The sequence below is a fragment of the Paenibacillus sp. FSL F4-0087 genome (assembly GCF_038020215.1).
Taxonomy (GTDB): domain Bacteria; phylum Bacillota; class Bacilli; order Paenibacillales; family Paenibacillaceae; genus Paenibacillus; species Paenibacillus taichungensis.
This window is the reverse complement of the sequence record NZ_JBBODJ010000001.1, coordinates 3072977-3099260: the sequence shown is the minus strand read 5'-3', so window position 1 is coordinate 3099260 and position 26284 is coordinate 3072977. Positions and strand designations below refer to the sequence as shown.

At 47.8% G+C, this 26284-nt stretch carries 22 protein-coding genes; 5 read left to right on the top strand and 17 right to left on the bottom strand.

The genetic code is table 11. From position 1 onward, the window contains the following. Positions 1 to 43 precede the first annotated feature (43 nt). From MHB84_RS14465 to MHB84_RS14450, 4 genes are all read right to left on the bottom strand, one after another. A complete protein-coding gene (locus MHB84_RS14465; protein WP_076287378.1) occupies positions 44 to 1081 on the bottom strand; it encodes a glycoside hydrolase family 130 protein in 1038 nt (345 codons plus the stop codon). Between the two features lie 138 nt (positions 1082 to 1219). Then, on the bottom strand, positions 1220 to 2059 hold the full coding sequence (locus MHB84_RS14460; protein WP_076287377.1) for a carbohydrate ABC transporter permease: 840 nt from the start codon (positions 2057 to 2059) through the stop codon (positions 1220 to 1222). Next, the gene (locus tag MHB84_RS14455) at positions 2056 to 2943 is read right to left on the bottom strand and encodes a carbohydrate ABC transporter permease (RefSeq protein WP_062323195.1); all 888 of its coding nucleotides are present in this window, start codon (positions 2941 to 2943) and stop codon (positions 2056 to 2058) included. The genes MHB84_RS14460 and MHB84_RS14455 overlap by 4 nt, the downstream gene beginning before the upstream one ends. A gap of 244 nt (positions 2944 to 3187) precedes the next feature. Beyond that, a complete protein-coding gene (locus MHB84_RS14450; protein WP_143764498.1) occupies positions 3188 to 4501 on the bottom strand; it encodes an extracellular solute-binding protein in 1314 nt (437 codons plus the stop codon). Positions 4502 to 4733: 232 nt separating this feature from the next. Here MHB84_RS14450 and MHB84_RS14445 point away from each other — a divergent pair, with 232 nt between their 5' ends. From MHB84_RS14445 to MHB84_RS14435, 3 genes are all read left to right on the top strand, one after another. Further along, positions 4734 to 5906, top strand: a complete 1173-nt coding sequence (locus MHB84_RS14445) for an AGE family epimerase/isomerase (protein ID WP_445322128.1) — start codon at positions 4734 to 4736, stop codon at positions 5904 to 5906. Positions 5907 to 5908: 2 nt separating this feature from the next. Next, positions 5909 to 7093, top strand: coding sequence for a glycoside hydrolase family 130 protein (locus MHB84_RS14440; protein ID WP_076287375.1), 1185 nt, complete (start codon positions 5909 to 5911; stop codon positions 7091 to 7093). Between the two features lie 204 nt (positions 7094 to 7297). Next, positions 7298 to 8311: a substrate-binding domain-containing protein gene (locus MHB84_RS14435; protein ID WP_076287374.1), complete on the top strand. Its 1014-nt coding sequence runs from the start codon at positions 7298 to 7300 to the stop codon at positions 8309 to 8311. Between the two features lie 156 nt (positions 8312 to 8467). Here the strand turns inward: MHB84_RS14435 and MHB84_RS14430 are convergent, their stop codons facing one another. Continuing rightward, complete coding sequence (locus MHB84_RS14430) at positions 8468 to 9895, bottom strand: pectate lyase family protein (RefSeq protein ID WP_076287373.1); 1428 nt, start codon at positions 9893 to 9895, stop codon at positions 8468 to 8470. Between the two features lie 350 nt (positions 9896 to 10245). On the opposite strand from MHB84_RS14430, the gene MHB84_RS14425 reads away from it, so the two are divergent. Further along, the gene (locus tag MHB84_RS14425; RefSeq protein WP_076287372.1) at positions 10246 to 12237 is read left to right on the top strand and encodes a stalk domain-containing protein; all 1992 of its coding nucleotides are present in this window, start codon (positions 10246 to 10248) and stop codon (positions 12235 to 12237) included. 270 nt (positions 12238 to 12507) lie between these two features. On the opposite strand, the gene MHB84_RS14420 is transcribed toward MHB84_RS14425, so the two are convergent. Continuing rightward, positions 12508 to 13023 (bottom strand): DUF2179 domain-containing protein, encoded by a 516-nt coding sequence (locus tag MHB84_RS14420; RefSeq protein ID WP_076287701.1) that lies wholly within the window; start codon positions 13021 to 13023, stop codon positions 12508 to 12510. Positions 13024 to 13356: 333 nt separating this feature from the next. Between MHB84_RS14420 and MHB84_RS14415 the strand changes: the two genes are divergently transcribed. Continuing rightward, the gene (locus tag MHB84_RS14415) at positions 13357 to 14574 is read left to right on the top strand and encodes a Leu/Phe/Val dehydrogenase (protein ID WP_076287371.1); all 1218 of its coding nucleotides are present in this window, start codon (positions 13357 to 13359) and stop codon (positions 14572 to 14574) included. A 28-nt stretch (positions 14575 to 14602) separates the two neighbouring features. Here MHB84_RS14415 and MHB84_RS14410 read toward each other — a convergent pair whose 3' ends face one another. The 11 genes from MHB84_RS14410 to MHB84_RS14360 form a co-directional block, all read right to left on the bottom strand. After that, complete coding sequence (locus tag MHB84_RS14410; protein ID WP_076287370.1) at positions 14603 to 14806, bottom strand: hypothetical protein; 204 nt, start codon at positions 14804 to 14806, stop codon at positions 14603 to 14605. Between the two features lie 29 nt (positions 14807 to 14835). Then, on the bottom strand, positions 14836 to 16494 hold the full coding sequence (locus MHB84_RS14405; protein ID WP_076287369.1) for a hypothetical protein: 1659 nt from the start codon (positions 16492 to 16494) through the stop codon (positions 14836 to 14838). Between the two features lies 1 nt (position 16495). Next, a complete protein-coding gene (locus MHB84_RS14400; RefSeq protein WP_076287368.1) occupies positions 16496 to 17281 on the bottom strand; it encodes an ABC transporter ATP-binding protein in 786 nt (261 codons plus the stop codon). Positions 17282 to 17989: 708 nt separating this feature from the next. Then, positions 17990 to 19492 (bottom strand): RICIN domain-containing protein, encoded by a 1503-nt coding sequence (locus MHB84_RS14395; RefSeq protein WP_143764496.1) that lies wholly within the window; start codon positions 19490 to 19492, stop codon positions 17990 to 17992. A 287-nt stretch (positions 19493 to 19779) separates the two neighbouring features. Beyond that, positions 19780 to 20406: a PepSY domain-containing protein gene (locus tag MHB84_RS14390; protein ID WP_179087115.1), complete on the bottom strand. Its 627-nt coding sequence runs from the start codon at positions 20404 to 20406 to the stop codon at positions 19780 to 19782. A 138-nt stretch (positions 20407 to 20544) separates the two neighbouring features. Continuing rightward, complete coding sequence (locus MHB84_RS14385; RefSeq protein ID WP_076287366.1) at positions 20545 to 21342, bottom strand: PepSY domain-containing protein; 798 nt, start codon at positions 21340 to 21342, stop codon at positions 20545 to 20547. 78 nt (positions 21343 to 21420) lie between these two features. Beyond that, the gene (locus tag MHB84_RS14380) at positions 21421 to 22797 is read right to left on the bottom strand and encodes a sensor histidine kinase (protein ID WP_076287365.1); all 1377 of its coding nucleotides are present in this window, start codon (positions 22795 to 22797) and stop codon (positions 21421 to 21423) included. Further along, the gene (locus MHB84_RS14375) at positions 22794 to 23543 is read right to left on the bottom strand and encodes a response regulator transcription factor (RefSeq protein ID WP_076287364.1); all 750 of its coding nucleotides are present in this window, start codon (positions 23541 to 23543) and stop codon (positions 22794 to 22796) included. The genes MHB84_RS14380 and MHB84_RS14375 overlap by 4 nt, the downstream gene beginning before the upstream one ends. A gap of 54 nt (positions 23544 to 23597) precedes the next feature. Next, positions 23598 to 24242: an SDR family oxidoreductase gene (locus MHB84_RS14370; protein WP_076287363.1), complete on the bottom strand. Its 645-nt coding sequence runs from the start codon at positions 24240 to 24242 to the stop codon at positions 23598 to 23600. 338 nt (positions 24243 to 24580) lie between these two features. Then, positions 24581 to 25762: an NAD(P)/FAD-dependent oxidoreductase gene (locus MHB84_RS14365; protein WP_076287362.1), complete on the bottom strand. Its 1182-nt coding sequence runs from the start codon at positions 25760 to 25762 to the stop codon at positions 24581 to 24583. A gap of 23 nt (positions 25763 to 25785) precedes the next feature. Next, positions 25786 to 26232 (bottom strand): DUF1641 domain-containing protein, encoded by a 447-nt coding sequence (locus MHB84_RS14360; RefSeq protein WP_024629786.1) that lies wholly within the window; start codon positions 26230 to 26232, stop codon positions 25786 to 25788. Positions 26233 to 26284 lie beyond the last annotated feature (52 nt).

Here is a 26284-nt window from a genome sequence, read left to right as displayed (position 1 = left end):
TATTGTGTAAATTCCAGATTTATTTAAAATTGTTTCACTTCAATTATAATTTTCCTTCCTCACGGTCTCCGGCAATGACTTCGTCGGTCTCGATGACGTAGTTCACGATTTCTTCGACAGTAGTATAAGCCACTCCAACGTATGTGTCAGCTGCGCCATAATAGATGGCGATTCGTCCGGTCTCCGCATCATGCAATGTGGCACATGGGAATACGACATTGTCTACAAACCCTTGCTCCTCATACCATTTTTCCGGTGTCAGTACGAAGTTCGAGGAACGATATTTTACTTTCGATGGCTCATCCAGATCCAGAATGACCGCACCCATGCTATAAACAAAACCATTGCACGTACCCGTTACGCCGTGGTAAAACATCAGCCAGCCTGCGGACGTTTCGATCGGTGCGGGACCGCCGCCAATTTTGACGGATTGCCACCAGCCCTGACCGCCTTTGCTCATGACATGACGGTGCTTGCCCCAGTACACGAGATCCGGACTTTCGCTCAGAAAAATGTCCCCGAACGGCGTATGTCCGCTGTCGCTTGGTCTGGACAACATCACATAGTTATCATTGATTTTGCGTGGAAACAACACCCCATTGCGGTTGAACGGCAGCATCGGATTTTCGAGACGTAAAAACGTTTTGAAATCTTCCGTCTTGGCCAACCCCAGCGCTGCACCGTAGAAATCGGTACACCAGATGATGTAATACGTATCTTCCACTTTCACCAGACGTGGGTCGTATGCATAGTTCGGCATGAAGGGATCGCCCTTTTCGTCCACAAAGGCGATACGTTCCTCTTCAATCGTCCATGATAATCCATCCTCACTCCACCCCATGTGCAGGTGTGGACGTCCATTAATGGTTTCTGCGCGGAATACGCCGATGAATTTCCCTTCATAAGGAATCACTGCACTGTTGAAAATACGGGCAATTCCCTTGACCGGGTTACGAGGCACAATCGGATTCGCGGAGTGTCTCCATACCGGACCTTCCGTGCCCTCCGGTTTATCCTCCCAAGGCATATTCGGCAATGCATCCCCAACAATGTGTACGTTTTTCATATCAACAACTGTCATCGTTTCATTTCTCCCTTCGGTTAGGCTATATGAAATGAATACTTGAAATTACACGAGTCCACTCCGTTTCTCCAGCTTTTTTCTGTCCTCTTCGTTCCTGTGTATTCTCATATGCATTTCATATAGCCTTTTGTTTTTTTATTTAACGGAGCCTTGTGCGAAGCCGTTGTAGATGTACTTCTGTAGCAGCAGGAAGATGATCATCGTTGGAATGATGGCAATCATAATCCCTGCGCTGATAACCTCCCACTGTGATCCGAATGGCCCCTTGAATTTGAAAAGAGCCGTGGATATGACCTGCAAGTCTGTCTTGGGCATATACAGGAATGGTGTGTAAAAATCGTTGTAGATGTTGACACCCTTCACGATAATGACCGTTACAATCGCCGGTTTCAGGAGTGGCAGAATGATTCTCCAATAGATCGTGAAGTAGGAAGCGCCATCCAGCATGGCGGATTCATCCAATGCGTTTGAGATGGAACCCAGGAATTGCAGGAAGATATATACCGCGATGATATCTGTACCGAGGTACATCACAATGGCTGCCCAACGGGTATTGAACAGGTCGAGCGCATTGATGATCTGGAATGTAGCGACTTGCGTCGTCACACTTGGAATGAGGGTAGCGAGCAGAAATGCGGCGACCATGATCTTTTTACCTTTGAATTTGAAACGATCCAGCACATACGCGATCATGGAACCCGTCAAAGTGGCACCCACGATAGAGATGATCAGGATGATAATTGTATTTTTGAAACCGACCAGCATGTTGCCGTCCACAAAAGCCTTGGTATAGTTCGCAAAGTTCAGCCAATTGGCTGGTGGGGCAAGCGGACTGCTGGTCGCGTACTCTGCATTGGTTTTGAGCGATGCAAACAGCACCACAACAATGGGTACAAGCGCAATGAACGCTGCGAGAATGAGTGAAGCATATTTAAATATGCTCGCTAGGGTGTATTTGAATGATTGCACGTTCATTCCTCCCCTTTCATGGTGACACGCTGAACCAGCGTAACAAGAATGACAATAAACAGCAGCACAACAGCCATTGCTGATGCCAAGCCCAGCTTGCCGTACTTAAATGCCAAGTGAACGGTTTGAATCACAAATGTCTCACTGCCATTGGAACCGTCTGTCATAATGTATGGAATATCGAACGCACTGATTGCGCCGCTAATCGCCAAAATCAGGTTGAGCTGCAGGATACGCGTAATGCTCGGCAGGATGATATGGCGGAACTGCTGCCAGCGATTGGCCCCGTCAATATCTGACGCTTCATAGACATCTTTTTGGATGGAAGAGATCGCACCCAGGAAGATAATGAAGTTAAAGCCCATGTATCTCCATACCGATGCGCCTGCGAGTGACACGTTAATAATGTTCGGATTCCCAAGCCAGAGCTGGGTGTATTGTCCAAGCCCTACGGCCTGCATGAGTGTATCGAGGGTACCATCCGGCTTGAAGAAAAAGAGGAAGATAAATCCGATGGCTACGCCATTCAGCAGATAGGGAAAAAACAATATGCCTTTGAAAAAGTTTTTGCCGCGGATTTTGAAGCTCAGAATCGTTGCAAAGTAGAGGGCCAGACCCATTTGTACGAAGGTAGCCACAAAATAATACAAACTGACAATAAACACTTTAAAATACTCAGGGTCACTGAATATCCGTGTGTAGTTCTCAAACCCCACATAATCAAACCTTTTGCTGTATCCGTTCCAATCGGTGAAGCTGTATTTGAACATGTTAATGACAGGTAAATAAGCAAACGTGAACAGCAGTGCCAGCGGAATGATCGAGAAGGCACAGATGATAAATATGCGTTGCGCTGAGTAGCCCCAATTCGAAATCTTCAAGTATTTCATGCTCTCCACACCTCCAAGCGGTTCTGCCGCTTTTATATCGAAAGACTCCCGTCCAAATCACAAATGCCTGAGTAATCAACCACCGAAGGTGGCATTTCACATCCGATATGCTGCATCCAGATGCAAAATGCCGTATCAAAAGGGAGATCCTCTCCCCTCAGCCAAGGCGCGGTGCCTCGCTGCATGTCAGCGGTGGTCGGACATAGGTAGCAACTTTACAGATCGATGTATCCCCGCAATCTGTTTATTTCGCGACTTCTGTCCGTGCTTTAACCCATTTCTCATTCAGATTCTTCATGATGTCGTCGTACGATTCGCTGCGATTACCGATGGCAGCTTCGATAATGCGTTTCTTGAAGTCAGGCTGCCAGAGGCCAATCTCGCCTTCGTTGTCGATTTTGTCAACCAGACCTTCCTGTCCTTCTTTGGCAGGAGTCAGTGTGGAGAATGTAACGTCTTTGTATTGATCCAAAATCGGTGGCAATTCCGCATTTTTGTCTGCGCTCATGCCCCCGCCTTGCTCAACCGCGTAATTCGATTTCGCCAGGAACCAGTCAATCCACGCTTTCGCAGCAGGTTTGTTCTCGCTGTTCACGTTCATGCCGATGTTGTAGTCTGCTGCGAGCGGAACGACCACATCACTTGCATTCGTAGGAAATGGCAAGAATCCGATATTATCTGGTGTATCCGTCAAGCCTTGAATTTGGGTAATTGCCCATGATCCAAGTGCCATCGTTGCAATTTTCCCGTTCGCCAGATCAGCCTTGGAGCTTTCCCAGTCGGTTGTGGTCGGATCTTTCTCAATCAGGCCATTCTTGGCTGCGTCGTAAAGCACTTTGTACAATTCATAGTGCGGCTTGCCAGCCACAAAGTTTTCATCCGTGTTCGGTTGATCAATGTTTACGTAGTCCACACTGCCTGCAACCGTCGGCAGATCTGCTTCCCATTGTGTCAAAGCCCAACCGGAGGCATAGTTGGTGTACAGTGGAATCGCGTCTGTATTGTCTTTCACCAGTTGCAGTGCAGCCTGGAATTGCTCAGGTGTTTTGGGAACTTCCGCAATGCCAGCGTCCTTGAACACCTGCTTGTTATAGATGATGCCGGAGAACGTGATAACGGTTGGAATACCATAGACTTGGCCGTCAACCATACGCTCTTCAATGGCTGTGTACTTATCTTTCAACTCATCGTACGTGCCCAACGGTTCGAAAAAGTCCGGAATGTCCGCAATCGGTACGCTGGTGGGGATCATCAGCACGTCACCATAATCTTTGGTGCTCATACGAATCTTCACTTGTCCCTCATAGTCAGCCAGCGCCTGGAAGTTTACTTTGACATCCGGGTATTCCTTATTGAACTCCGCAGCATAGTCTTTAAATACCGTATCAACAATATCTGTACGCTGCGTGAGAACGGTGATCTCGCCCTTGATATCTGCAGGATCTGTACTGATTTCCTCTCCTGCCTGCGAGGATCCACCTCCAGAAGAGCATGCTGCGAGCAGAGAAGTGATGAGCAGCATGGTGAGCAGCACCATCCAACCTTTGTTTTTATTCAATTGATTTGACCCCTTTCTTAAGTTAATTTAAGTTATCGTTAAGGTTACAAAATGAATTTTATTATGGTAACGCTTACCTGTCAATTAAATTATTTATTACTTAACAACAAGTTTTTATCCCCAGACGCGTTGACAATGCTTTTTCCCGACACTAGTATTATAAAATAAGGTTAACGTTAACTTAATTAAACTTTATCCCTGTACTTTGAAGGAGCGCTCACTTATGACTCACATCAATGACATCAAAACTGAAATAAAAGAACACTGGGAAGGTCATATTCTGCCATTCTGGTCTGCCCTCAAAGATCATAACAACGGCGGATTCTATGGTTGGGTTGGCAATGACCTTCAGGTCGATCCACTCGCTCCCAAGGGCGGAATCGCCACGGCACGACAATTATGGTCCTTTGCAGCTGCCTACCGGGTAACCGGAAATGAAATCTGGCGTGATCACGCTGAACATGCTTACCGTTTCCTTGTGGATCATGTGATGGATATGGAATACGGCGGAATGTACTGGATGGTCAATGCCAATGGAGAACCATTGGACACAAGCAAACATGTGTATACCCAATCCTTCGGCGTCTACTCACTGAGTGAGTACTATCGTGCCACCGGGGATGCATCTGCTTTGGAACTTGCGAAAACGCTTTTTGCTCTCATTGAGGATCAAGGGCTGAATGCCGAACTACCTGCATATAAGGAACAATTTGACCGCCTTTGGAAGGAACAGCCCAATGAAATGCTGAGCGAAAATGGTGTGATTGCGGATTACACGATGAATACGCATATCCACGTGTTGGAGGCCTATACCACGCTCTACCGAGTGTGGCCAGATCAACAGGTGAAGACGGCACTGGAACGCCTGCTCGGCATCTTATATGAACGGGTGTATGACAAGAACACAAAGTTTCTCGGTGTATTTTTTAACAAGGAATGGCAATCCATCATCGATCTGCGTTCATTCGGGCATGACATTGAAGCCAGCTGGCTGATCGACGAAACGTTGAAAGTGATGGGCTTGGACAAACACCCGGAGTATTCCGCGATGGTTACGGATATTGCCTATAACATTTCCAATGTGGCTGTACAGGACGATGGCTCCCTGATGAATGAACAAGAGGGCGATCATGTGGATGAGAAACGGATATGGTGGGTTCAGGCCGAAGCGATGGTCGGATTCTATAATGCCTATGAGCGTACAGGTGACCCTTTGTTTTTGGAGAGAGTAGAACGCTTGTGGACATATACGAAGGAACATATTATCGATCACCGTGCTGGCGGGGAATGGTACTGGTCGGTAGACGGAAACGGCACACCTGATCAAAGTGAAATCGCCGGACCGTGGAAATGCCCGTATCACAATAGCCGATTCTGCATTGAACTAATTGAGAGGATGGGATAACGATGATACACCCCAAATACAATGAATTATTGGAGCAACAGGAGCAGCTGCTTACGCGTCAAAATGAAATTGATTCTTCCTTCTACAATGGCGTATATGATCGGTACCGTTATCCGGTAATCACACGCCATCATGTACCGCTGCACTGGAGATTTGATCTGGACGAAACGACAAATCCCCACTTCATAGAGCGTCTGGGCATTAACGCTACGCTTAATCCGGGGGCCATCTTTTTCAATGGCAAATACGTGATGGTCATCCGAACCGAAGGATTGGACCGTAAATCCATCTTCGCCCTAGCTGAGAGTGATAACGGAATCGACGGATTTCGTTTCACAGGCAAACCATTAGTGTGGGAAGATATCGATGCCGACGAAACCAACCAGTATGATATGCGATTGGTTCAGCATGAAGATGGCTGGATCTATGGCATCTACTGCTCGGAGCGCAAAGACCCAGAAGCTCAGGCATTTGATACATCCAGTGCAGTAGCCCAGGCCGGACTTGTCCGGACACGCGATCTGCTCAGCTGGGAGCGTCTGCCCAACATCACGACCAGCTCCCCTCAACAGCGCAATGTTGTATTGCACCCCGAATTCGTAGAGGGTAAATATGCGTTCTATACACGGCCTCAAGACGGATTTATCTCCACAGGCAGCGGCGGCGGGATTGCCTTTGGTCTGTGTGATGACATTCTAAATCCGGTGATTGATGAAGAGACAATTATCGATGAACGCAGATACCATACGGTATACGAAGTGAAAAATGGCCAAGGCCCTGCTCCGCTCAAAACCGATCGCGGCTGGATTCACATTGCCCACGGGGTTCGCAACACGGCAGCGGGCCTTCGTTATGTGCTGTACACGTTCGCCACGGATCTGAATGATCCGGCACGCATTATCGCCAAGCCGGGCGGACATTTCATCGCTCCTTATGACGACGAGCGCGTTGGCGATGTGTCCAATGTTATTTTCTGCAACGGCGCGGTGGTCAACGAACAAGGTGATGTTTTCATTTATTATGCATCCAGCGATACCCGCTGTCATGTGGCCACAACGACGCTGGATAAACTGGTCGATTACACCTTTAATACTCCGGCTGATCCGTACCGTTCCCTGGATTGTGCCATCCAGCGCGGTGACCTAATTGAGCGGAATGAGAAGCTTCTCCAAAAGCAATTGGTTTAAAACCGAAGATCAGCCTTCAGGCGGAAAATGCAGCATGCTGAAAAATTAGCGTAGCGCTAACCAGAATTTCTTTATTCCATGTGGGTAACGATGTATACTAATATGGATTGTTGTTATGTTTGAAGGAAGCGCTAACCATAATGACAGCACATTGTACGTAAACCGGCTTGAAGGAGGCGACCAAAGCTGAAGAACAATATCACCATGCGGGATATCGCCGACAAGCTCGGAGTTAGCAGTGTGACGGTCTCGAAAGCATTAAATGATAAAGATGGCGTCAGTGGCGAATTGAAGGAAAAAATTAAAGTGCTTGCCGTTCAGATGGGCTATCGGTATAACGCCGCAGCCCGTTCGATGAAGGAAGGCCTGACTCATAATATTGGTGTTATTATCCCGGAGCGGTTTACCGGACCTACACAATCGTTCTATGTACGTGTATTCCAGCGCATCACCAAACATCTGGAGGATCAGGGGTACTACGGTATTCTGCATATTCTGAATGTGGAGGACGAAGAGGAATTAATCCTGCCTAAGCTCTATAGTGACAACAAAGTGGATGGTTTCATTGTGCTGGGACAAGTCAGCAAGGAATATATCGAGCTGGTCCAATCGATGGACGTTCCCAAAATGTTTCTCGATTTCTACGATGAGCATTCTGATATCGACTCTGTCGTTACCGATAACTTTTACGCTGCTTATGAGCTGACAAATGTTCTTGTTCAACAGGGACACCGCCGCATCGCTTATGTGGGGAATCTCTATTCTACAAGCAGCATTCAGGACCGATTCCTCGGTTACTACAAATCATTGCTGGAACATCGGTTACCGATGAATCCGGATCTCGTGCTTAATGACCGCGATGAGCGAGGTACGTTTATTGAAATTGATTTGCCAGCTCAGCTGCCTACGGCTTTTGTATGCAACTGTGATCAGGTTGCCCATCTGCTCGTTCAGAAACTGACTTCACTGGGTATTCAGGTGCCTGCACAATGCTCTGTGGTTGGGTTCGATAATGATATCTATGCCACACTCTCCGATCCCAAATTAACAACGGTTGAGGTCGATGTGGAACAGATGGCGCGTACTGCGGTTCATTCCATGCTCAAAAAGATCGATAACCCGAGTCGCAGCTTCGGCCGCGTACACGTGAAGGGCAATATCATTTATCGTGATTCGGTGAGTGCTGCACCTGCCCTTTCGGATGACGTACCTAACTAAAAAGGAACTAGACTCCCTGTTCCACAAAAAGAGTGCTCCCGGCCATTACGGCTGCAGGAGCACTCTTTGCTTATGAAAAAAAGAGAAAGTGGTCAGTAACCACTATAGATCACGGCCACACTCCACTCGATTCCAAATACAAACTCCTGTTACAGCCTAGTAACTCGTCTTCAGCCAATTATCTTTGGACCAGGATAATTTGCCTGCACCTGCTCCGCTTGAACCAGTGAGGCGTGCATTCAGCGTCGCTGGATCATCGGTAGTGTAGCTGTAAGGAAGTGCCGAGAATCCGTTCCAGGAGAAAGCTTTCACTGCGGCCGGAACCGGGCTGAGCGGACTGCCGGATGTATCACTGTTTCCACGGAATGAGCTTCCATCCAGAGAATACATCGTGTCAGTTACCTTAATTTTACCGGTATACGTTGCATCGGCCGGATCCGTCTGGTTATTGCGGACCGGGAACAGTACGTCTTTAATCACGGATTTTTCGACCAGCACTGCACCATCTTCAGTGGAAATAGCTCCATTGCCAATGATATCAAAATGATACCCTTTGGACGAAATTGCCGTTGCCATCGCAGAAGTGATTCTGGATTTGGCCGCACGCGCCCCTGTCGCATCCATCACAATATTGTAGGCATGCGCATTACCTCCGCGCAGACGTGGCATCCGATCCTGGATATCCTTGTACAGGTTGTGATGCAAAGTCATGGACAGATTGGCGTTGGCTGATTCGAAGCTGGTCGAGCCCACCAGATGACCTTTTTTCTGAGGAGACGAAATGGCAATGATATCGGCTTTGCTGAGCCCAACCGCGCTGCTGCGCAGGTAGTTGTACATCGGATAGGAAGCCTTGTTCGCCTCCAACTCGTTAATCTGCTGAGTAACCCAGCTGTTTGAGCTGCCGTCATCGCCTTTGAAGAGAGACCAGGAAATGGTCACACCGCTTGTTCCTTTTTTCGAATCGACAAGCCCGTCATAGGCTTTATTAAAGGTACAGTGATCAATCCATACGTTGCTGTTCTCCTCAAGAGTGATGTAATCCCAGTCGTTCTTATCATAATCACCCTTGGTGGATTCATCCCACTCCCAGAGCTCATCAAATTCGAGGTTACGGATAATGACGTTGGAGCTTCGTTTCACGCTAATGGCAGCATGTTTGATTTTGGAACCGTTAGCGGAGAAAATAGTGAGTCCATTAAAACCGTCAATTGTAATCTTGCTTACGCCAGTCTGTTTCAATACAGGATGCGTTAAGGCATCATTATGCTTGGCAAAAGGTGATGTCTGCGCGGCACTCGGAATTTCGTTCCACCCTAGATTCAAATCATTCATAATCTCCACCACTTTGACGCCGGAGTTCTTCTTCAACGCCAGTGCCAGGTCAGTCGCATTGTATACCTTCTTATACGTGGACGTGTTCGACTCACTGATGATGCCACCGCCCGTGTTACCTTGGGAGAATCCCGTGAGATTGTAATCTGCATTCCCTGCTGCCTGCACACTTGCAGGACCCGACATTAGTGTGATCCCCAACGTTACAGCCACGGCTGCACTGCACCAGCTTCTTAATTTTGTTTTCATCCCATTCATTCCTCCCATTTCATAATTGATAAGGCTCGTCCCTCGCTGCCATACCGTGTCATGAAGGACATGTCCTCACTGTATATTTTGAAAGCGATTACAACAATAATCTTAATCTCACATCCATGTGGAAAAACCCAATCTGGTAAGAGGTTATACTGTAATCAACTATGAATCGTATAGGTTTAACTTGGTTTCAGGATGACTACATTTCCGATATATATAGTTAAGTCCTACTTCCTGTGATAAAGTAAGAGAGCAGCAGGCAATTCCACATTGTGGATAGAGTGTATTAATAGGACAAACAGCGGCTGACTTATCTATAAGTTACATAAAATGGAGTGAAACAGATGAAGTTTAGAAAGATGCTCTTGATATCGTTTATTTCTATTTTTATTTTTGGCAATTTGGGCCTTCACAGCGTAATTGTGCACGCTGCTGATTCCCTTGAATTCAGGGAGCACGATGATTTAATCAATATTCTAAAAGATGGTGATGGAGAAAACCGCGTCTTCGGATTTACAACGAAGAACAAGTTGACCGCATCCAATACCACTTTGCGCTTGTATGTCAATGCGATAGAAGTGGACTCCAAGGACTATGTTGTGGATTATGCCAACTATAGCATCACCTTCAATAAAGCTCCCGACAGAGGTGCCGAGATTCATATTAAATACGGCATTATTCCCGGATTTGAGTGGGAAGAAGGTGCCAATATGGGTTTTGCCTTGCCTGAGGGAGATGGCTCCACACGGAATTTTCCAGTGTCGTTAAACTATACGCTAAATTCAACCAAACAGATCAGTCTTTCCATTGACCTAACGAAGGTAGCCACGTCCCGATTTACCTTCAACGCAACAACGAATACCGTAACCCTATCCGAAAAACAGCAGGTTCCGCACTCCGGTGCCAAAGTCTATTTCTATATCCCTAAGGCTTCTATTTCCAGTAAACCCTCTCCTTCCGAAGAAGTGATTGAGAGTCCGAGTCCGAGTCCGAGTCCAAACAAACCATCGGAGCCTCTTGTTCAAATTCCAACAGGAGAGCGCTATCCCGGCAGTATTACGATCAGATCAGGCAATACCATTACCATCAAACTGTCTGAATCGGCCTCCGTTTCCGGGTACACCTCCTATTTAATGGTGAAAAATGCAAGCGGGCAGGTGGTTAGGCAAATAAAGATTGAGCCAGGAAAGACCTTCAGTTTCACACTAAGAAAGATGGGGCTTCCAACAGGCGGATATTATTTTTACCTAAAATCGGCCAATCAGTCAGGTGAACTGTCTGCTTCTATTCCTCAATTCGTTATAATCAACCATGAGCCTACGAATATTCAGGTGTTTATTGAAGGTGAGAAGCAGGTTTACAAGCAACCCCCGACTAATTTCAAGGGGAGTGTGCTCGTGCCGCTTCGAGGAATCTTCGAATCGTTGGGAGCCGATGTTAAATGGAACAGTTCCACTCAAACGGTTACGGCAATTAGAGAAGGCCGGACTATCGTGCTGACGATCGGCTCTAAAATTGCCTACATTAACGGTGTCGCTGTAACCTTAAGTGCAAAACCACAGATCATTAACGGCGTAACCATGGTGCCACTACGGTTCGTCAGTGAAGCATTCGGAGGAGAAGTAGAGTGGCACGGAGAAGCTGGTTCGGTTACCATTTTTCTAAATAAGCCATCCATTCCTACATCTGCTGAAAGCGAAGAACCGGCTTCGGGAGCAACAAAAACAACAGAATCTGGGTCTTCAAGTACCTCGCCTATTTTAAATAATATATCGAAGGGAATTAATACTCCGTCTGATATTATATTTGTTATAGACGTGACGGCCAGTATGGGTGAAGTGATCGACTATATCAAAGAAACGGTTAAGAGCTTCGTTGATTCCGTACCTGCCGGTTCGAATTTTGCGGTTATCACCTATCGGGACGTTAACATTTACAGAAATGGCGATTACAATTTGAAGTTCTTTGATTTTACCCAGGATAAAGATAAGTTAAAGGGGGATTTGAATACATTGGTGGCTTCTGGCGGAGGGGATATAAGAGAATCGGGACTGGAGGCTATTAACTTAGCTACTAATAAGCTCTCGGAGTTCAGCAGCGACAACGCCAAACGGATTATATTCATTACCGATGCCCCTGTCCATGAGTCACTCCCCTTGTCTTCCTTTAGCATTAAAGAAATAGCTGATAAACTGAAAGCAGACGAGATTGTATTTGATGCCATCGCCCCATCAGACGGTGATGCCTACAGACAGATTATCCAACTCGTTAAAAGTACCCCTGACGGAGTTCTCTATGATATCAAAGATGCTTCGGTACTCTCTCTGAACAAGTGATACGTTAGCTGTGCGATCTCTCCCATTCATAAATGAAACGGAATCCCGGACATGATGTGCCGGGATTCCTTTTTGTTCGCGGTTATGGTAGCACACAAATTTATGGTTATAAATGCACCCTGAAGTGGTACATTAACCATAACATATAACCTACAGGTGTGATAAATAGTGTATCTTATTCAAAAAATTAAAGAAGTGACTATGCAATATAACAATGCCAGAAAAGTCATTGGCGAGTTTTTTGATTCTACCATGTTGCATCATTACAAGTTATCGCTTAATAGAACGTGTCCAGAAGCCACCATGGAATTGTTTTGGCTCCACCGTAATAACGAAGGCTTTGGGGTCTAACCCGAGAATCGTCTGGTAGAGCAGTTTCTGGTTTTTGCGTTTCGCCAAAATCTCCATAACCAGCCGATCTCCATCTCGTCCACTACCAACCCAAGCGGTGACCCCGTAACCTTTATCTCGCAATGCATTCGCTACATCCCCGCCCATCTGGTTACAAATAACCTTAACGGTAACGTAACCGAGTGCAATCTTCTCTTCAATCCAGGCACCCAGCAATACCCCCAGCCCATAACCAACGGCATATACAATTAACGCAGACGGCTGGGTCAGATATTTGAGTACCAGATTCAGGCCGAGTACGTAGATCACAATTTCGCCCATACTAATGAGCGCAGCAATATATTTCTGTCCTTTGAGCGTCAGAATCATCCGAAGTGTATAGGCAGATACATACACAATCTGGATCAAAAAGATAAATACCAATATTTTAAACAATCGCAATCCCTCTTTCCTGACTTTCACAACGGAATGGGCCGTTTGATGCACGCCTTCTTTCCGCTTCCTCTGCATGTCATTTACGCTTCTGCGTATTTACTCTATCTCCATCATTGGACGTTATGAGGTCATTTTAAACGGTGGAACGTAAATCGGGCTGCAGTTCCTTGCCGGAACTGCCATTATAGAGCCCTTTCTGCGCATTATCAACCCGGCATGAGACCCAGGGGCGAAAATCGGCTTGACTGAATATGCTGAACCAACAACAGGTAGATTAAGGCGTACAGGCAAACAGGTTCGGGAAACGACGGCTACCAAAAGGGGGGAACTGTCATGCAGTTGTGGCACGAAATGGAGCGGGAAGGTATGGAAGAACTCATATTTTGCCATGATCCACGCAGCGGGCTTAAAGCCGTCATCGCCATCCATAGTACAGTACTGGGTCCCGCACTTGGGGGATGCCGCTGCTGGACGTATGCATCGGAGGAAGAAGCGGTTCGGGATGCCATCAAACTCGCAAAGGGCATGACATACAAGTCGGCAGTCTCCGGTCTGCCTTATGGCGGGGGCAAAGCTGTGGTGTGGGATGTGCCCGCCGAACTGGCCACCCAACGGGGCGTAGCCAGCCCAGACAACCATCTGAATCCCAAAAAAGGCAAACAGGATGTCGGACCCCATACGAACATCATTAAAGGCAAGGATACATCGAACGGATTAGATAAGGGGTTAGATACGACATCCAAAAACAACCGGTTAGCTTCCCGGCGTGCTGAAACGTTCCGTTCTCTGGGCCGCTATCTGGAACGACTGAACGGACGTTATGTGACGGGCCTGGATCTGGGCACTACGGCGGCAGATATGGACCAGATCCGGCTGGAGACGGTACATGTGACAGATACGACCGGATCGCTTGGTGCACAGGATGATTTCACAGCCGAGATGACCGCCTACGGTGTATACACTGGCATTGTGACATCGCTGCGTCACCAAGGCATCGACGCCTTGCAGGACATTTCCGTTGCCGTCCAGGGACTGGGCAAGGTCGGGTATGCCCTGTGCCGTTACCTGCATGCAGCCGGGGCACGGCTCATTGTGGCAGACGTTGTACCCGAACGTGTACAACGTGCCCTTGTGCAGTTCAGCGGCGCTATTTCGGCCGATCCGGCCCATATTCACGCCGCTGACTGCAAGGTGTACGCCCCCTGTGCCCTAGGGGGCGTACTGACCCCGGCAACGGTGGAGGAGCTGCGCTGCTCCATCGTTGCCGGGGCGGCGAACAACCAGCTCAGCCACCGGGAGCTGGTTGTTCGCGGCATGCAGGCGCGCGGCATCCTGTACGCGCCTGACTATGTGCTCAATGCAGGCGGAATCATCAGCACCGCCTACGAGCTGGAGGGCGCAGGGCCCGACCTAATCCGCCAAAAGGTGGCGGGGATTGCGGGCACGCTGACCAAGGTCTATGCGATAGCAGAGCAATCTGCCCTCTCCACGGCGGATGCAGCCGATCAGCTGGCAGAAGCTGTCCTACAAAGCGGAAAACCCCATGCTTAGCATACCGATACCGATTTATCACACTAATTCAATCTCCCAATCTTTTAAGTGCTCCAGAATCGAGATCACTGTTACAGTTCGGCATATCATTTATTTTCTCCATCTTTAAAGTACATCGCATCACGTAAAGAATTAGAAAAAACGTAAAAAAGCCAATCCGATTCATCAACACCGGATTGGCTTTAATCAACTTTTCTTCATAATTCTCATAATTCCATCTGCTAAACTTCATCAGGCAACCTCAACCTGCTACCGCCCGCCTTAACCTCCCATTACAGAGGCCCGCTTCACTCGATGCAGCATCGTCCAGAACAGCATATTAATCACGATTAGTAGCGCTATATAGATCCAGATGCCTGCTGGTATGGTGCGGATGAATACATGTAGTCCCCATAACAGTGCCATGAGCGGAAAGAAGGCAAAGACGAGCCAGCCGTCACTCTGCCCGGCCACACTGAAGGATTGGGAGAACGGCGGTTTTCGCATCAACAACTTTCCAGACAGCGGAATTAGTGCAGTTGCCACCAAAAATATTACGATCAGATCAGGAAGAATTCTTAACCCAAAGGTCCACACAAATATGATAGTGTTCAATATAAATACAGGTAGAAACATATTACATAAGAAAGCCTTCAGCGCTCCACTATATAGCACATTCTCGTTGGCCAGAGGGGCTGCCCGGAAGGTCCAAAACGCCTTGTATTGTCCGGAATACTTCAGCATGGTCACAACAGACACAATCAGCAAGAGCAAAATATATAGCGTGTAAAAGAAGGAGCTTTCCCTGAATTCTGCCCACGAAGAACTCTGCAATTGAGTGAACCAGAATACATAGGGCAATACAAAAGATAAACCCATCGACGGGTATACCTTCAGCTTGAACTCTCTTTCACTTCGCATCATACTGGCAGACAAACGAAAGCACGCCTGCTCTTCTCTCGAACGAGAGAATACCTTCGCCATGATGCGATCCCAACCCCCACGTCTTCGTCCAGTTGCCTGACCTGCGTGTGCCATTTTCTCCAAATACAATTCAAAGGAAGGCATCAGCTTCACGTACACCAACAGACTGACCATTGGAACAATCACAGCAAACGCCGAGAAAGTATAAAGCCATGCATCTCCCCCGCCACCGAACAGCAGCTCAAAAACCGCTGCATACCATACCGGAGGCAGCAGTAACTGCCACCAGGCAGGCGTGAAAACCATATTAAAGTCGATGATGCTGAACGAACGTATGACCAGCTGATAACCTACAGCAATCCCGATGGAAAGCAGGATTTGCATCATATTGATCATGTCCTTCAGCTTCTCACCATCCAGAAACTTCATCATGAATAGATAGATCAGGGACGTGGTCACCAGAATTAACATATTAATCAGCACCAGTTCCACCAGAAAAAGCAGGAAAAAGCCGATCCCGTGGGCAATCAATCCGGCTACCAGCGGTGCAGCCGTCAGAGAGCCTGTCAGCAGCAGCAAATAAACCCCTGCGTGAATGGCACGAGCCAAGCCAACAGTGCGTCCATTTACCGGCTTGGTCATGATGATATTACGATCCCGGATATCAAGCAGTACCGAAGAAAAGTCGGAGATCATGGAGGTCATGATCATAAACATCAGCATGGCGGTCACTAGACCCATCTGGAGCATAAAGTGTCCCGTATCCCAGACAACAAAAGGAACCATAATCAGCCCCATCAGTGCATACAACCAGAGGGAACGCAGATACAGGTTGCCTTCTTTCTGCTTCTTATTGCCATTACGCGCTGACAATACCGTCGGCACCCTGCGCTGATCCATCTGAAACTTCACCCGTAGAATCAAACGCAGTACATCATAATCCGCTCCTGTTTTGGCGATGATAGGGCGAAAACGGTCCAGAATCTTCAGCGTGCGGAAGTCCGAGGATTCCGCCATATCAATACACCTCCTGCACGATGGACACAAAACGTTCGGCAATTGCCCGATGCTCATTGAAGCCCGTCAGTTGGTTGAATACTTCCTCCAGTGAGCCTTCCATGGATTGCTGCTGAAGCTGCCTGAACGTACCATCCGCCATCACACGTCCTTCGGCAATCAGAACGATTCGGCTGCTGATCTTCTCCACCACATCCATGATGTGTGACGAATAGAATATCGTTGTGCCCTTGGCTGACAGCTGTGTCAAAATCTCTTTTACCACCATCACACTGTTAGCGTCCAGTCCGCTAAGTGGTTCATCCAGGAACAACAGATCCGGGTCATGCAGAAGCGCGGAGATCAGCAGCACTTTCTGACGCATGCCTTTGGAGAAGGTAGCAATGCGGGAATGATATGATTTTTCCAGTCCAAAACAGTCCATCAACTGCTTCGCCTTATAATCGGAATCTTCATAGGACAATCCGTACAATTCTCCTATAAAGGTCAGATATTCTGCCGGGGTTAATTGTTCATATAGCTCCGCGACTTCCGGTACATAACCGATTCTGCGCTTATATTCCGCGTCACCATCCGCGATATCCTTGCCAAAGATGCGGACCGTACCCACATATCCCTCAACCAGTCCGAGCAAAATCTTGACCGTCGTACTTTTACCCGCACCGTTCGGACCGATGTATCCGATCATCTCGCCCCGATTCACTTCCAGATCAATCCCATTGAGCACATAACGCCCGTTATACCGCATACGCAAGCCTTCAATTGACAGTACTTGTTTTTCACTCACTTCGTTATCCAGCCCCTGTCTCAACTTTTTCTACAATTCTACTAGTTTACCACAGATTGGATTAACAGAGAGGGATAAAGAAAAATTAAAAGACCTTTGCTCTGCATAAAGAAATGCATAACAAAGGTCCAAAATTTATAAAACAGAATACAATTTTTGTTAATTTACTAATTAAGCCTGGTAATTATTATTTTTTTATTTAGTTGAAATTCTTATTAATAAAAGGTAAAACAGCACCCCTCCTATCACCCCAAAAAAAGCATATAAATCTGTAAAAGTATAAGCTATAAACGCGGATGATATCAACGTCACAATAATCCCTGCTCTATTTTTCAATAATAATCTATAGGTTAGATAGCCTAGCAACCCAGAGATTAATGTCGATAACAAAAAAGGAAGAAAAACGTACATTTGCTAACCTCCTAACTCGAACTCATGTTTCACCATTTTTTACTTTGTGGCAGGGTCCTACCAGTAATATATCTGAGCAATGTAATCGTCCTGAAAATTAAGCTTTTCCGTTATTTATACTAATACCTTTTTTCTGCTTTTGATAATCTAAAATTAGAAAAAAGATTCAATTGGAATGTTTCAACTCTAGCTTATATAGCTTAATATTTTTCACAATAAACCCTTGTCCCACTCATAATGAGGGACAAGGGTTTAATTGTGAATCTATATGATGATTAACTGACCAACAATAAATCCTTATTGAACCTTAACAATCTGGAATTGCTGATTCGTACCACCATTATCGGTCCACTGGATGGCATCTGCCCCGTCTGCCAGGGATTGTCCCGAAATATCAAGCACCTTGCCTGTGCTGCGGTTTTTCAATTTATAATAACCACCGCCCACACTAACCAACTGCCATTGCTGACTGGCCCAGCCGCCATCGTTCCACTGTTCAATAACAGCTCCATCTGCAGTAGAGCCATTCTCAACACCAATCAGCTTGCCGCTGGATCGGTTGATGATTTTGACATAACCGCCACCCGCATCCGTGATCTGCCACTGCTGGCTGGTCGTTCCGCCGTCTGCCCGCTGCTCCAGATCGGCACCATTATCCGCAGAACCACCGATGACATTAAGCAATTTATTGCTTTTGCGACTAATCAACTGGTACGAAGCATTCGGGTCCCATACGTTAGTGTTATCCACTCCAGTTACGGAACCCGTGGCTGCATCGATGGTAACCGTGCTTGCCCAGTTCATTGCCAGACTGGTTGCACTAGGGAAAGACAACGGTAACCACACATACTTGGAGTCCTGCACTGGCCCGCTCCAGGCGCCCGCCCAGCGATCGCCCATGTAGAGATAGGATGTTGTCTGTGAGCCTTCCACGGGAAGCACATACGCCGATTGGGAACCATAGGTTGTACTATCCCCAAAGTTGCTCAGGCCGCTCCACGTGCCAGTTATGCTGGTAGCCGTTGCATACTTGGCCTGATTCGGATTCCATCCCGTAGCCCCGGATGTGATCAGGAAGTAGACGCCACCCTTTTTAAACATGGCAGGTGCCTCACGATATTGACCCGGCCACAGCGTCGTTACAAGCGATTCCACACCGAGAAAATCTGGAGTCAGCTTGTAGATATTCAGGTCGGCATTCACTTTGGTCGCTGAGATGAGATAAGCTGTTCCGTTGTCGTTGTAAACTGTCATGTCTCTCGAATCATAGCCAAGAGGCCGATAGCTGCCTACATACGTATAATTTCCATCCACTGTACTTGAGGTCGCTACCGCCACTCTGGCTTCACCATAGTCGACCCCGTTTTCTTTATGCATCCAAAGAACATACTTGCCTGTTGCACTGTTATAGATGACCTTCGGGCGTTCGATGTTGGAAATGTTCAGCTCGGCAGCCGAGCTGCTGGTGAGCACATCATTGCGATACTCCCAGTTTTTCAGATCTGCTGAACGATATACGGAAACCGCCTTGAACGTTCCATTAGGATTGCGGTTCTCTCCAAACCAATAATAATACCCGTTAGCCTTAATCATCCCGCCCCCATGGGCATGAATGACATTGCCGTTTGTATCCTTGAACTGTACCCCATTGGTCACACTGAGTGGAGCAGCGGAAGCCTGTTGTCCTGGAGCGACCAGCATACCTAGCGATTGTAGCGCCAAGATTAGAGCAAGCAGATAACAAAGGCGACGAGTGAAACGATGTGTTTTTGTTTTCTTTTTCAACCAACCCTCATTCATAGAACAATACACCTCCGTAATTTATTTATAAAGCGCTTACAATAAAATCGATACGTCTCTTCTTCCTCCGATCAATGATGCATTTCATAGATTACCGTTACTCAGACTGGCTCGGCACTCACCTCCTGATTACGATTGTATCCACGATCCTCCTGCTCGAATAGTGAACAATACGGCGGAACATGTACGATTAAACACTGAACTTATGGAGCGAACAGCAAAAAGACGCTTCATCCGAAGCGTCCTCTGTTATACACAAGCCAAATCCCTATAATATATGTTATTTCTTAATCTTCGTCGTCAAAATCCTGGTCAAACGAAAGCACTTTGCCTGTATTGGCATCGACGTCTACATCGGCTTCACCGTTTGCTGTTCTCAGTTCCACTTCATAAACATAACGGCCGTTATCATGATCCAGTTCGATTTCGGTTACTTTTCCGCCTGTCACCTGTTTCAGGGCAATGTTCGAAGCTTGTGCTTCTGTCAGTTTAACCTGTTTTGAAGCAGCTTGATTAGAAGAAGTACCTGCCACAGTCCCATTATAATCATCGTCGTCATCGTAATCTTCATCATCGACTACTGCAAGGATTTTACCTGTGTAAGCATCCAAACGAACGACAACATCATTACTACCTTTTTTATCGATTTCAACTTCATAGAACGTTTGGCCGTTTCTGCGCTCCAGATCCACATCATCCACTTTACCATCCGTTGCTTTCAAGGCTGCTTCTTTTGCCTGTGCGACCGTCAGCAATTTACCTGTGTTCTGGGTCTGTGTTACTGATTGTGTAGTGGACGTTTGCGTAGGCTGTACCGATTGTCCGTTTACACTCCCACTAGCCAGAGCGGCTGATCCTCCGAGCAACACCGCTGCCGACAAGCTGCCAATCCATAGTTTATGTTTGTTCATCATCATCATTCATCTCCTCGTTGTTGTTCTCGTTCTCGTCTACAGTTATAGAATAACCTGTACGAATGAGAGTTCAGCGAGAGTTAGATTAGAATTTGATGAGAAAATGAGTGAGAACCTCACAGAATGGCTTCTATTCCTTTAATCATCGTCATCATCCCAAGTGACCGAACGAATCGCGCCTGAAATGGCATTCACCTGCACAATGGCCTCACGGCCGTCTTCCAGGTCAATTTCAACCAGATAATACGGATTGCCACTATTCGTTCCACGGAGTTCGATATCATCCACTTCACCAGGAATCCTAGCCAGCGCCTTCTGCTCTGCTTCTTTCTCGCTCAGAAATGAAGTCTTAGTGCCTTCCCCTGTCGTCGGGTCGGGTGAAGAGGATTCCAGCGTCTTTGAAGACTGTTTCTCTCCGGTATAGGGATCGATGGTCCATTGCTCCCGAGTATTGTCCTTCATCTTAAATACCGCCAGATACACCGGGATTCCCTGCTGCTCGACAAGTTCAAGCGACAACAGTTCGGCATCCGTTTGTTTCAGCAATTCCGTCTTGATTTGTTCCCGGCTCCATAACGTCTTCTCCTCGGCTTGTGGGTTGGACTCCAGCCGTTTAATGGAATTCACAGTTGCCGTAGCCGCATCAACTTGTACGTCATACAGTCCGGTTTCTGAGCGGAGCTGCATGATGTAGGTTCCGTCCTTCAACGTGGAATTCACGATTTCTCCCGGATATTGATCCAAGACCGATTGGGCGGCTGCATCTGCTGTTAACATCACGCGGTCTGATTGCCATGACTTCCACCACATGACCACTATAACGACAAGGAGAGCCAGTAGCCCCACACCCCACCAAAATGAATGTCTCGGCTTTGCCCATCCTTTGCGTCGTTGTTTTTCCCGTTTCATTTCCGGACGCCCCTCATGCTCTTCCATCATGGTTCCCCCTTACGTACTCTCTTATGATCCGAAATTGTACCGTGTTCACCAGTATATAAGAGAAGAATGAGATTTTCATGAGAGTGACCCGTTCTGTACGGATGTGGGCAAAATAATGGAAGCCTCGGTTCCCCTGCCCTCGGTGCTGCTCAGTTCAATGCGTGCGCCCACGGCCTCTGCGATATCTTTGGCAAGAGACAGTCCCAAGCCCGAACCGCTTGCTCCGCCGCTGCGTGTTCTGGCCTGATCTACGCGATAGAAACGGTCAAACACCTTGGACAATTCCGCTTCACGCATGCCGATCCCCTTATCCACAATACGTATCCGACATTCCTGCCCCTCTGCCTCCAGCCGCACTTCAATAGCATCTTCACTATACTTACGAGCATTGTCCAGCAAAATAAAAAGCAGCTGCTTCAGCTTGCTCACATCGCTAATCGCCCATATCCTGCCTGGATCATCACAGTGGACTTCCCGATGATAGGCTTCGCGAAATGCACGTGTGGAATCCAGCGCAAGCCGGGTGATATCCACCCGCTCCAGCTGTACATTCCACTGCTCTGGCTGCTTTGCCAGCAATAGCAGCTGCTCGGTCATCTCTCGCATGCGCACGGATTCGGACAGAATCGCTTCTACCGCCTCATCGAATACTTCGGGTCGTTCCTTGCCCCTTCGTTGCAGCAGACTGGCATAACTTTCAATGATGGTAAGTGGCGTTTTCAGTTCATGAGAAGCATCGGAAACAAAGCGCTCCTGCCGCTCGAAGTTGGATTCGAGCAGATCCATCATGCGGTTGAACGTCTGCCCCATCGTTTTCAGCTCGTCCTTGGATTTTTCGTCGAGGGGAAGCCGCTTGAACTGACCGCTCGACTGGATATCACTCATCGTACGTGTCATCTGCTGGATCGGCCGTGTCATCCGGTTCGCCAGAATACGGCTGGAGATGATGGCCGGAATCAGCGCGATGATGGTCACGGCAACAAGAACCGTACGAAGCACAGACAGGCGATTCTCGGTATCCTCAATGCTCTCGGTGACTTGTAGATTCACCACTTCTCCGTCCGGCCAGATCACTGGAACAGAGACCCAGACATAACCGATTTGCTCAACTTGGGTATACTCGGATTTTTTTTCGCTTTCGTACTTGTAGGATAGCTTGCTCAGTTGCTCCTCAGCCGAGGTCGTCACCGGTGGGGAGCTGGTGCCGTCTTCATTGACGATCCGCAGCATGCCGTCCAGCGGCGCGTAGGCCCGGAGCAAGTCGTCCGGCGGAATGGAACCGGCAGACTGGCGCACTCCTTTTACAATAGACTCGGCCTCAGCCTCTACCCGCTTGATCTCGTTATCGATCGACATTCGTTCAAACACGATATACACCGACAGGTTGACGGCAATCAGCAGTACGGCGAACAATACGGACGAGTATCCGTAGATTTTGCTGCGCAGGCTCATACTTGCTCCTTCAGGACGTAACCAACACCCCGAACGGTATGTATTAAGGGTGGTGTGAATCCGTTATCGACCTTTTTGCGCACATAACGGATATACACATCCACCACATTGGTATCTCCATAATAATCGTATCCCCAGACGGCCTGAACAATCTGATCCCGGCTCAGCACCTGGCGCTGGTTTTGCAGCAGATACACCAATAGATCGAACTCTCGCGGGGTAAGCTCCATCGATTGGCCATCCCTGGATACCTCACGGGTTCCTTCATTCAGCTTCAATCCACCTGCGGTAAGCCAGCCTGTCTCATTTTCCGCCGTGTGCTCTGATGATTGCGCCGTTTCCCGTGGGACCGAAGTGGCAGAGTGGGCAGCAGCCGATGCAGCACTCAGGCGCAGTGCAGCACGCACTCTCGCGAGCAGTTCTTCAATCTGGAACGGTTTTGTAATGTAATCGTTAGCTCCGAGATCGAGTCCCGAGACTTTGTCTTCCACAGAGTCTTTGGCTGTGAGCATCAGTATGGGCACGGTCGCATCTTTGGCACGTATCCGCCGCAGCACTTCAATCCCACTCAGACCCGGCAGCATAATATCCAGCAGAATCAGATCCCATTGCCCGTCCCCATACATCTCCAGCCCTTCCGTTCCGCTGCCTGCCTTGCCTACCTGATATCCCTCATACTGTAATTCCAGTTCAAGCAGGCGTGCAATTTTGGGCTCATCCTCGATCACCAGCACGGCTTCATTCATGCAGAGCTCCCCCTCATTCCGTCATTCCATTCTCCCGTTATATTACAATACGAATTACAATTTACCTAAGGCATCCTCTACCAAGTCATCCCCAGCAATCAGATCAAAAGCCATTCGATACGTCTTCTCCTCCTGGAGGGAAGCAGCGATGACACGAGCCACGTCTTCACGTGGAATACTTCCCGGTTTCAGATCTGTTCCTACAGAGATTTTGCCGGTGCCCGGTTCATTTTTCAAACCGCCAGGACGGATAATGGTGTAATTCAGATCACTTGCGAACAACGCCCGATCAGCATAATGCTTCGCCACGTAATACGGCTTAATGGCGTCCGACCATTTCTCCCGTTGATCTGCCCCAAACGCACTGACCAAAATATATCTGGTAATTCCCTGCTGCTGTGCAGCCTCCATTGTTTTCACTGCACCATCGAGATCAATGAGCAATGTTTTGTCTTCGCCCGTAGATCCACCGGAACCCGCTGTAAATACAATGGCATTGTGATCTTTCATTGCCTCGGCTAGATCATCCACGCCGCCTTCCAAATCGCCAATTACGACATTGGCACCAAGCTGCTTAAGTAGGTCTGCCTGCTCCGGTTTGCGAATCATCGCGGTGACCTGATGTTTCCCTTCCTCCACCAGTTGCTGCACCAGAAATTTGCCGATTTGTCCGTTCGCTCCAATGACTAATACGTTCATATGTCATTCCCCTCTCGCTTTTCCTTTTATAAGCTAGTTTTTATAAAACAGACTTGTCTTTAATTTAAACGAAAGCCGACGCTTCTAAGCGCCGGCTGCTATGTATTACTACCGTTCAGCGCATCTGGCAAGATGCGGATAACATGTCTTTCCTTTAATATACCATACACCCTATACGGTTATACCGAGCACTTTTTTCTTCAAAACATCTCTGATAACAACGGTTATACTTCCGCATTCACTTCATGGAACTTAGCCCCTATGCCAAACGGATGCTGGTTAAAAATAAAAAAAGGCACCCCAAGTGGGGTGCCTTTCTGCTGCATGGCGTACAGGTATTAGTAAGCCAGTGCAAACAAACCGTGAATATGAGCAAGGTAACGGATGTTACTTGCTTCTTTCATCATGGTTGCTGGCAGACCTTTCAGACGAGTCTGGTTGCCACCGATCATGCCGACAGCATCCTTACGACCCAGACTTCCCAGTGTACCGGAGAATACTGGTGTGAAGGATTCCATTGCGCCACCTTTGAACATTACGCCCAAGTTGTGACCAATAGTTTCACCCATTTGCCAAGCCAATTGTGCTGTTGGAGGGTATGGACGAGCGCCTTCGCTAGGGAAGACCACTGCGCTGTCACCAGCAACAAACACGTCTTTATGGGAAGTGGATTGCAGTACTTCCGTAACTTTCGCACGGCCACGATCCACTTCAATTCCGCTGTTGGCAACAACTGCATTACCTTGAACGCCGCCTGTCCATACGAGTGTGTTCGTAGGGATCGAGCTTCCGTCTTTCAGCAGAACTTCATTTTCTTTCATTTCGGTAATCGCTACGCCAACGATGAAGTTAACGCCACGTTTTTCCAGACTCGATTTTGCACGCTCAACCAGTTCTGGCGGGAATCCTGCCAGGATGGAAGGACCTGCTTCAACCGTGTACAGGGAAACTTCTTTGAAGTCGATACCTTTTTCTTGGCATACAGCCGGAAGAAGGTCAGCGAATTCACCAACAAGCTCGATACCTGTCAAACCACCGCCACCGATAACAAACGTAGCGTCTGCTTTGTTGCCGGATTGTTTGTAAGCATCCAAACGAGCTTCCACGTGTGCACGAATGCGGTTAGCATCGCTAACGGATTTCAGCGTGAAGCTGTACTCCTGCAATCCCGGAATTCCGAAGAATGCCGTTTCACTGCCCAAGGCAACAACGAGTGCATCGTAAGAGTAAGTAGAACCGCTGGTCATGAGAACTTTTTTCTCGTCCGGCTTGATTGTATCCACCGTATCGATTTTCAAGTTCACATTTTTACCACTCAGCAATTTTTCGAGTGGAAGGGCAACTGCTTTTTCAGCAATGCTTCCTGCTGCAAGACGGTGCAGTTCCGTAATAATTTGGTGCGTAGGGTAACGGTTCACGACTGTAATAGTCGCTTCTTCCGGTGTCAGGTATTGACGCGCAGTCAGCGCAGTCAACAGACCACCGTAACCTCCGCCCAAGATCAAAATTTGCTTCGACATATCCATCCTCCGTTCTTCTAATCTTAACGTTGCTGTTGTTGACGCTCGTTCAGGATGCTCAGGAATGATTGAGCAAAACGCAGCGTTTGTTGTACGTTTGGATCTTTAAGCATTTTGAGCATAGCGAACAAACCAACCGAAGTTTGCTCGGCTTGCGCACGATCACTTGCTTCGATGGCAGCAGAAGCTACACCTTTAGCTTTGTCTACAACAGGTTTAGCAAACTCGCCCATTGCGCTCATTGTGTCGCTGATCAGAACTTTGTCTGTAGCTACGCTTTGTGCAAAGTCATAAGCTTTGGTCATTGCAGTGACCATTTCAGCCAGTTTAGGCAGGTTCTCCACCAGAACGGTCAGAGACTCCTGTACCTCAGGCTTCATCAGTTGATCCAGTACGTCCAAGGACTGGCGTTGGGAAACGTCGGCACCTTCTGTAACCGGCACCTCTTGTTGAGTAGGCGATTGTGACATAAGAGAAAGTCCTCCTTTACTTTGGGATAGAAGTCCGCGACTTTCATGATGC

Coding starts and splice junctions, on each gene's coding strand:
- MHB84_RS14430 (WP_076287373.1), bottom strand. CDS start 9,895: ATGAAAACAAAATTAAGAAGCTGGTGCAGTGCAGCCGTGGCTGTAACG.
- MHB84_RS14380 (WP_076287365.1), bottom strand. CDS start 22,797: ATGAGCCTGCGCAGCAAAATCTACGGATACTCGTCCGTATTGTTCGCC.
- MHB84_RS14440 (WP_076287375.1), top strand. CDS start 5,909: ATGATACACCCCAAATACAATGAATTATTGGAGCAACAGGAGCAGCTG.
- MHB84_RS14365 (WP_076287362.1), bottom strand. CDS start 25,762: ATGTCGAAGCAAATTTTGATCTTGGGCGGAGGTTACGGTGGTCTGTTG.
- MHB84_RS14385 (WP_076287366.1), bottom strand. CDS start 21,342: ATGGAAGAGCATGAGGGGCGTCCGGAAATGAAACGGGAAAAACAACGA.
- MHB84_RS14465 (WP_076287378.1), bottom strand. CDS start 1,081: ATGACAGTTGTTGATATGAAAAACGTACACATTGTTGGGGATGCATTG.
- MHB84_RS14375 (WP_076287364.1), bottom strand. CDS start 23,543: ATGAATGAAGCCGTGCTGGTGATCGAGGATGAGCCCAAAATTGCACGC.
- MHB84_RS14370 (WP_076287363.1), bottom strand. CDS start 24,242: ATGAACGTATTAGTCATTGGAGCGAACGGACAAATCGGCAAATTTCTG.
- MHB84_RS14415 (WP_076287371.1), top strand. CDS start 13,357: ATGCAGTTGTGGCACGAAATGGAGCGGGAAGGTATGGAAGAACTCATA.
- MHB84_RS14395 (WP_143764496.1), bottom strand. CDS start 19,492: ATGAATGAGGGTTGGTTGAAAAAGAAAACAAAAACACATCGTTTCACT.
- MHB84_RS14460 (WP_076287377.1), bottom strand. CDS start 2,059: ATGAACGTGCAATCATTCAAATACACCCTAGCGAGCATATTTAAATAT.
- MHB84_RS14360 (WP_024629786.1), bottom strand. CDS start 26,232: ATGTCACAATCGCCTACTCAACAAGAGGTGCCGGTTACAGAAGGTGCC.
- MHB84_RS14425 (WP_076287372.1), top strand. CDS start 10,246: ATGAAGTTTAGAAAGATGCTCTTGATATCGTTTATTTCTATTTTTATT.
- MHB84_RS14455 (WP_062323195.1), bottom strand. CDS start 2,943: ATGAAATACTTGAAGATTTCGAATTGGGGCTACTCAGCGCAACGCATA.
- MHB84_RS14405 (WP_076287369.1), bottom strand. CDS start 16,494: ATGGCGGAATCCTCGGACTTCCGCACGCTGAAGATTCTGGACCGTTTT.
- MHB84_RS14390 (WP_179087115.1), bottom strand. CDS start 20,406: ATGATGAACAAACATAAACTATGGATTGGCAGCTTGTCGGCAGCGGTG.
- MHB84_RS14435 (WP_076287374.1), top strand. CDS start 7,298: ATGCGGGATATCGCCGACAAGCTCGGAGTTAGCAGTGTGACGGTCTCG.
- MHB84_RS14410 (WP_076287370.1), bottom strand. CDS start 14,806: ATGAAGTTTAGCAGATGGAATTATGAGAATTATGAAGAAAAGTTGATT.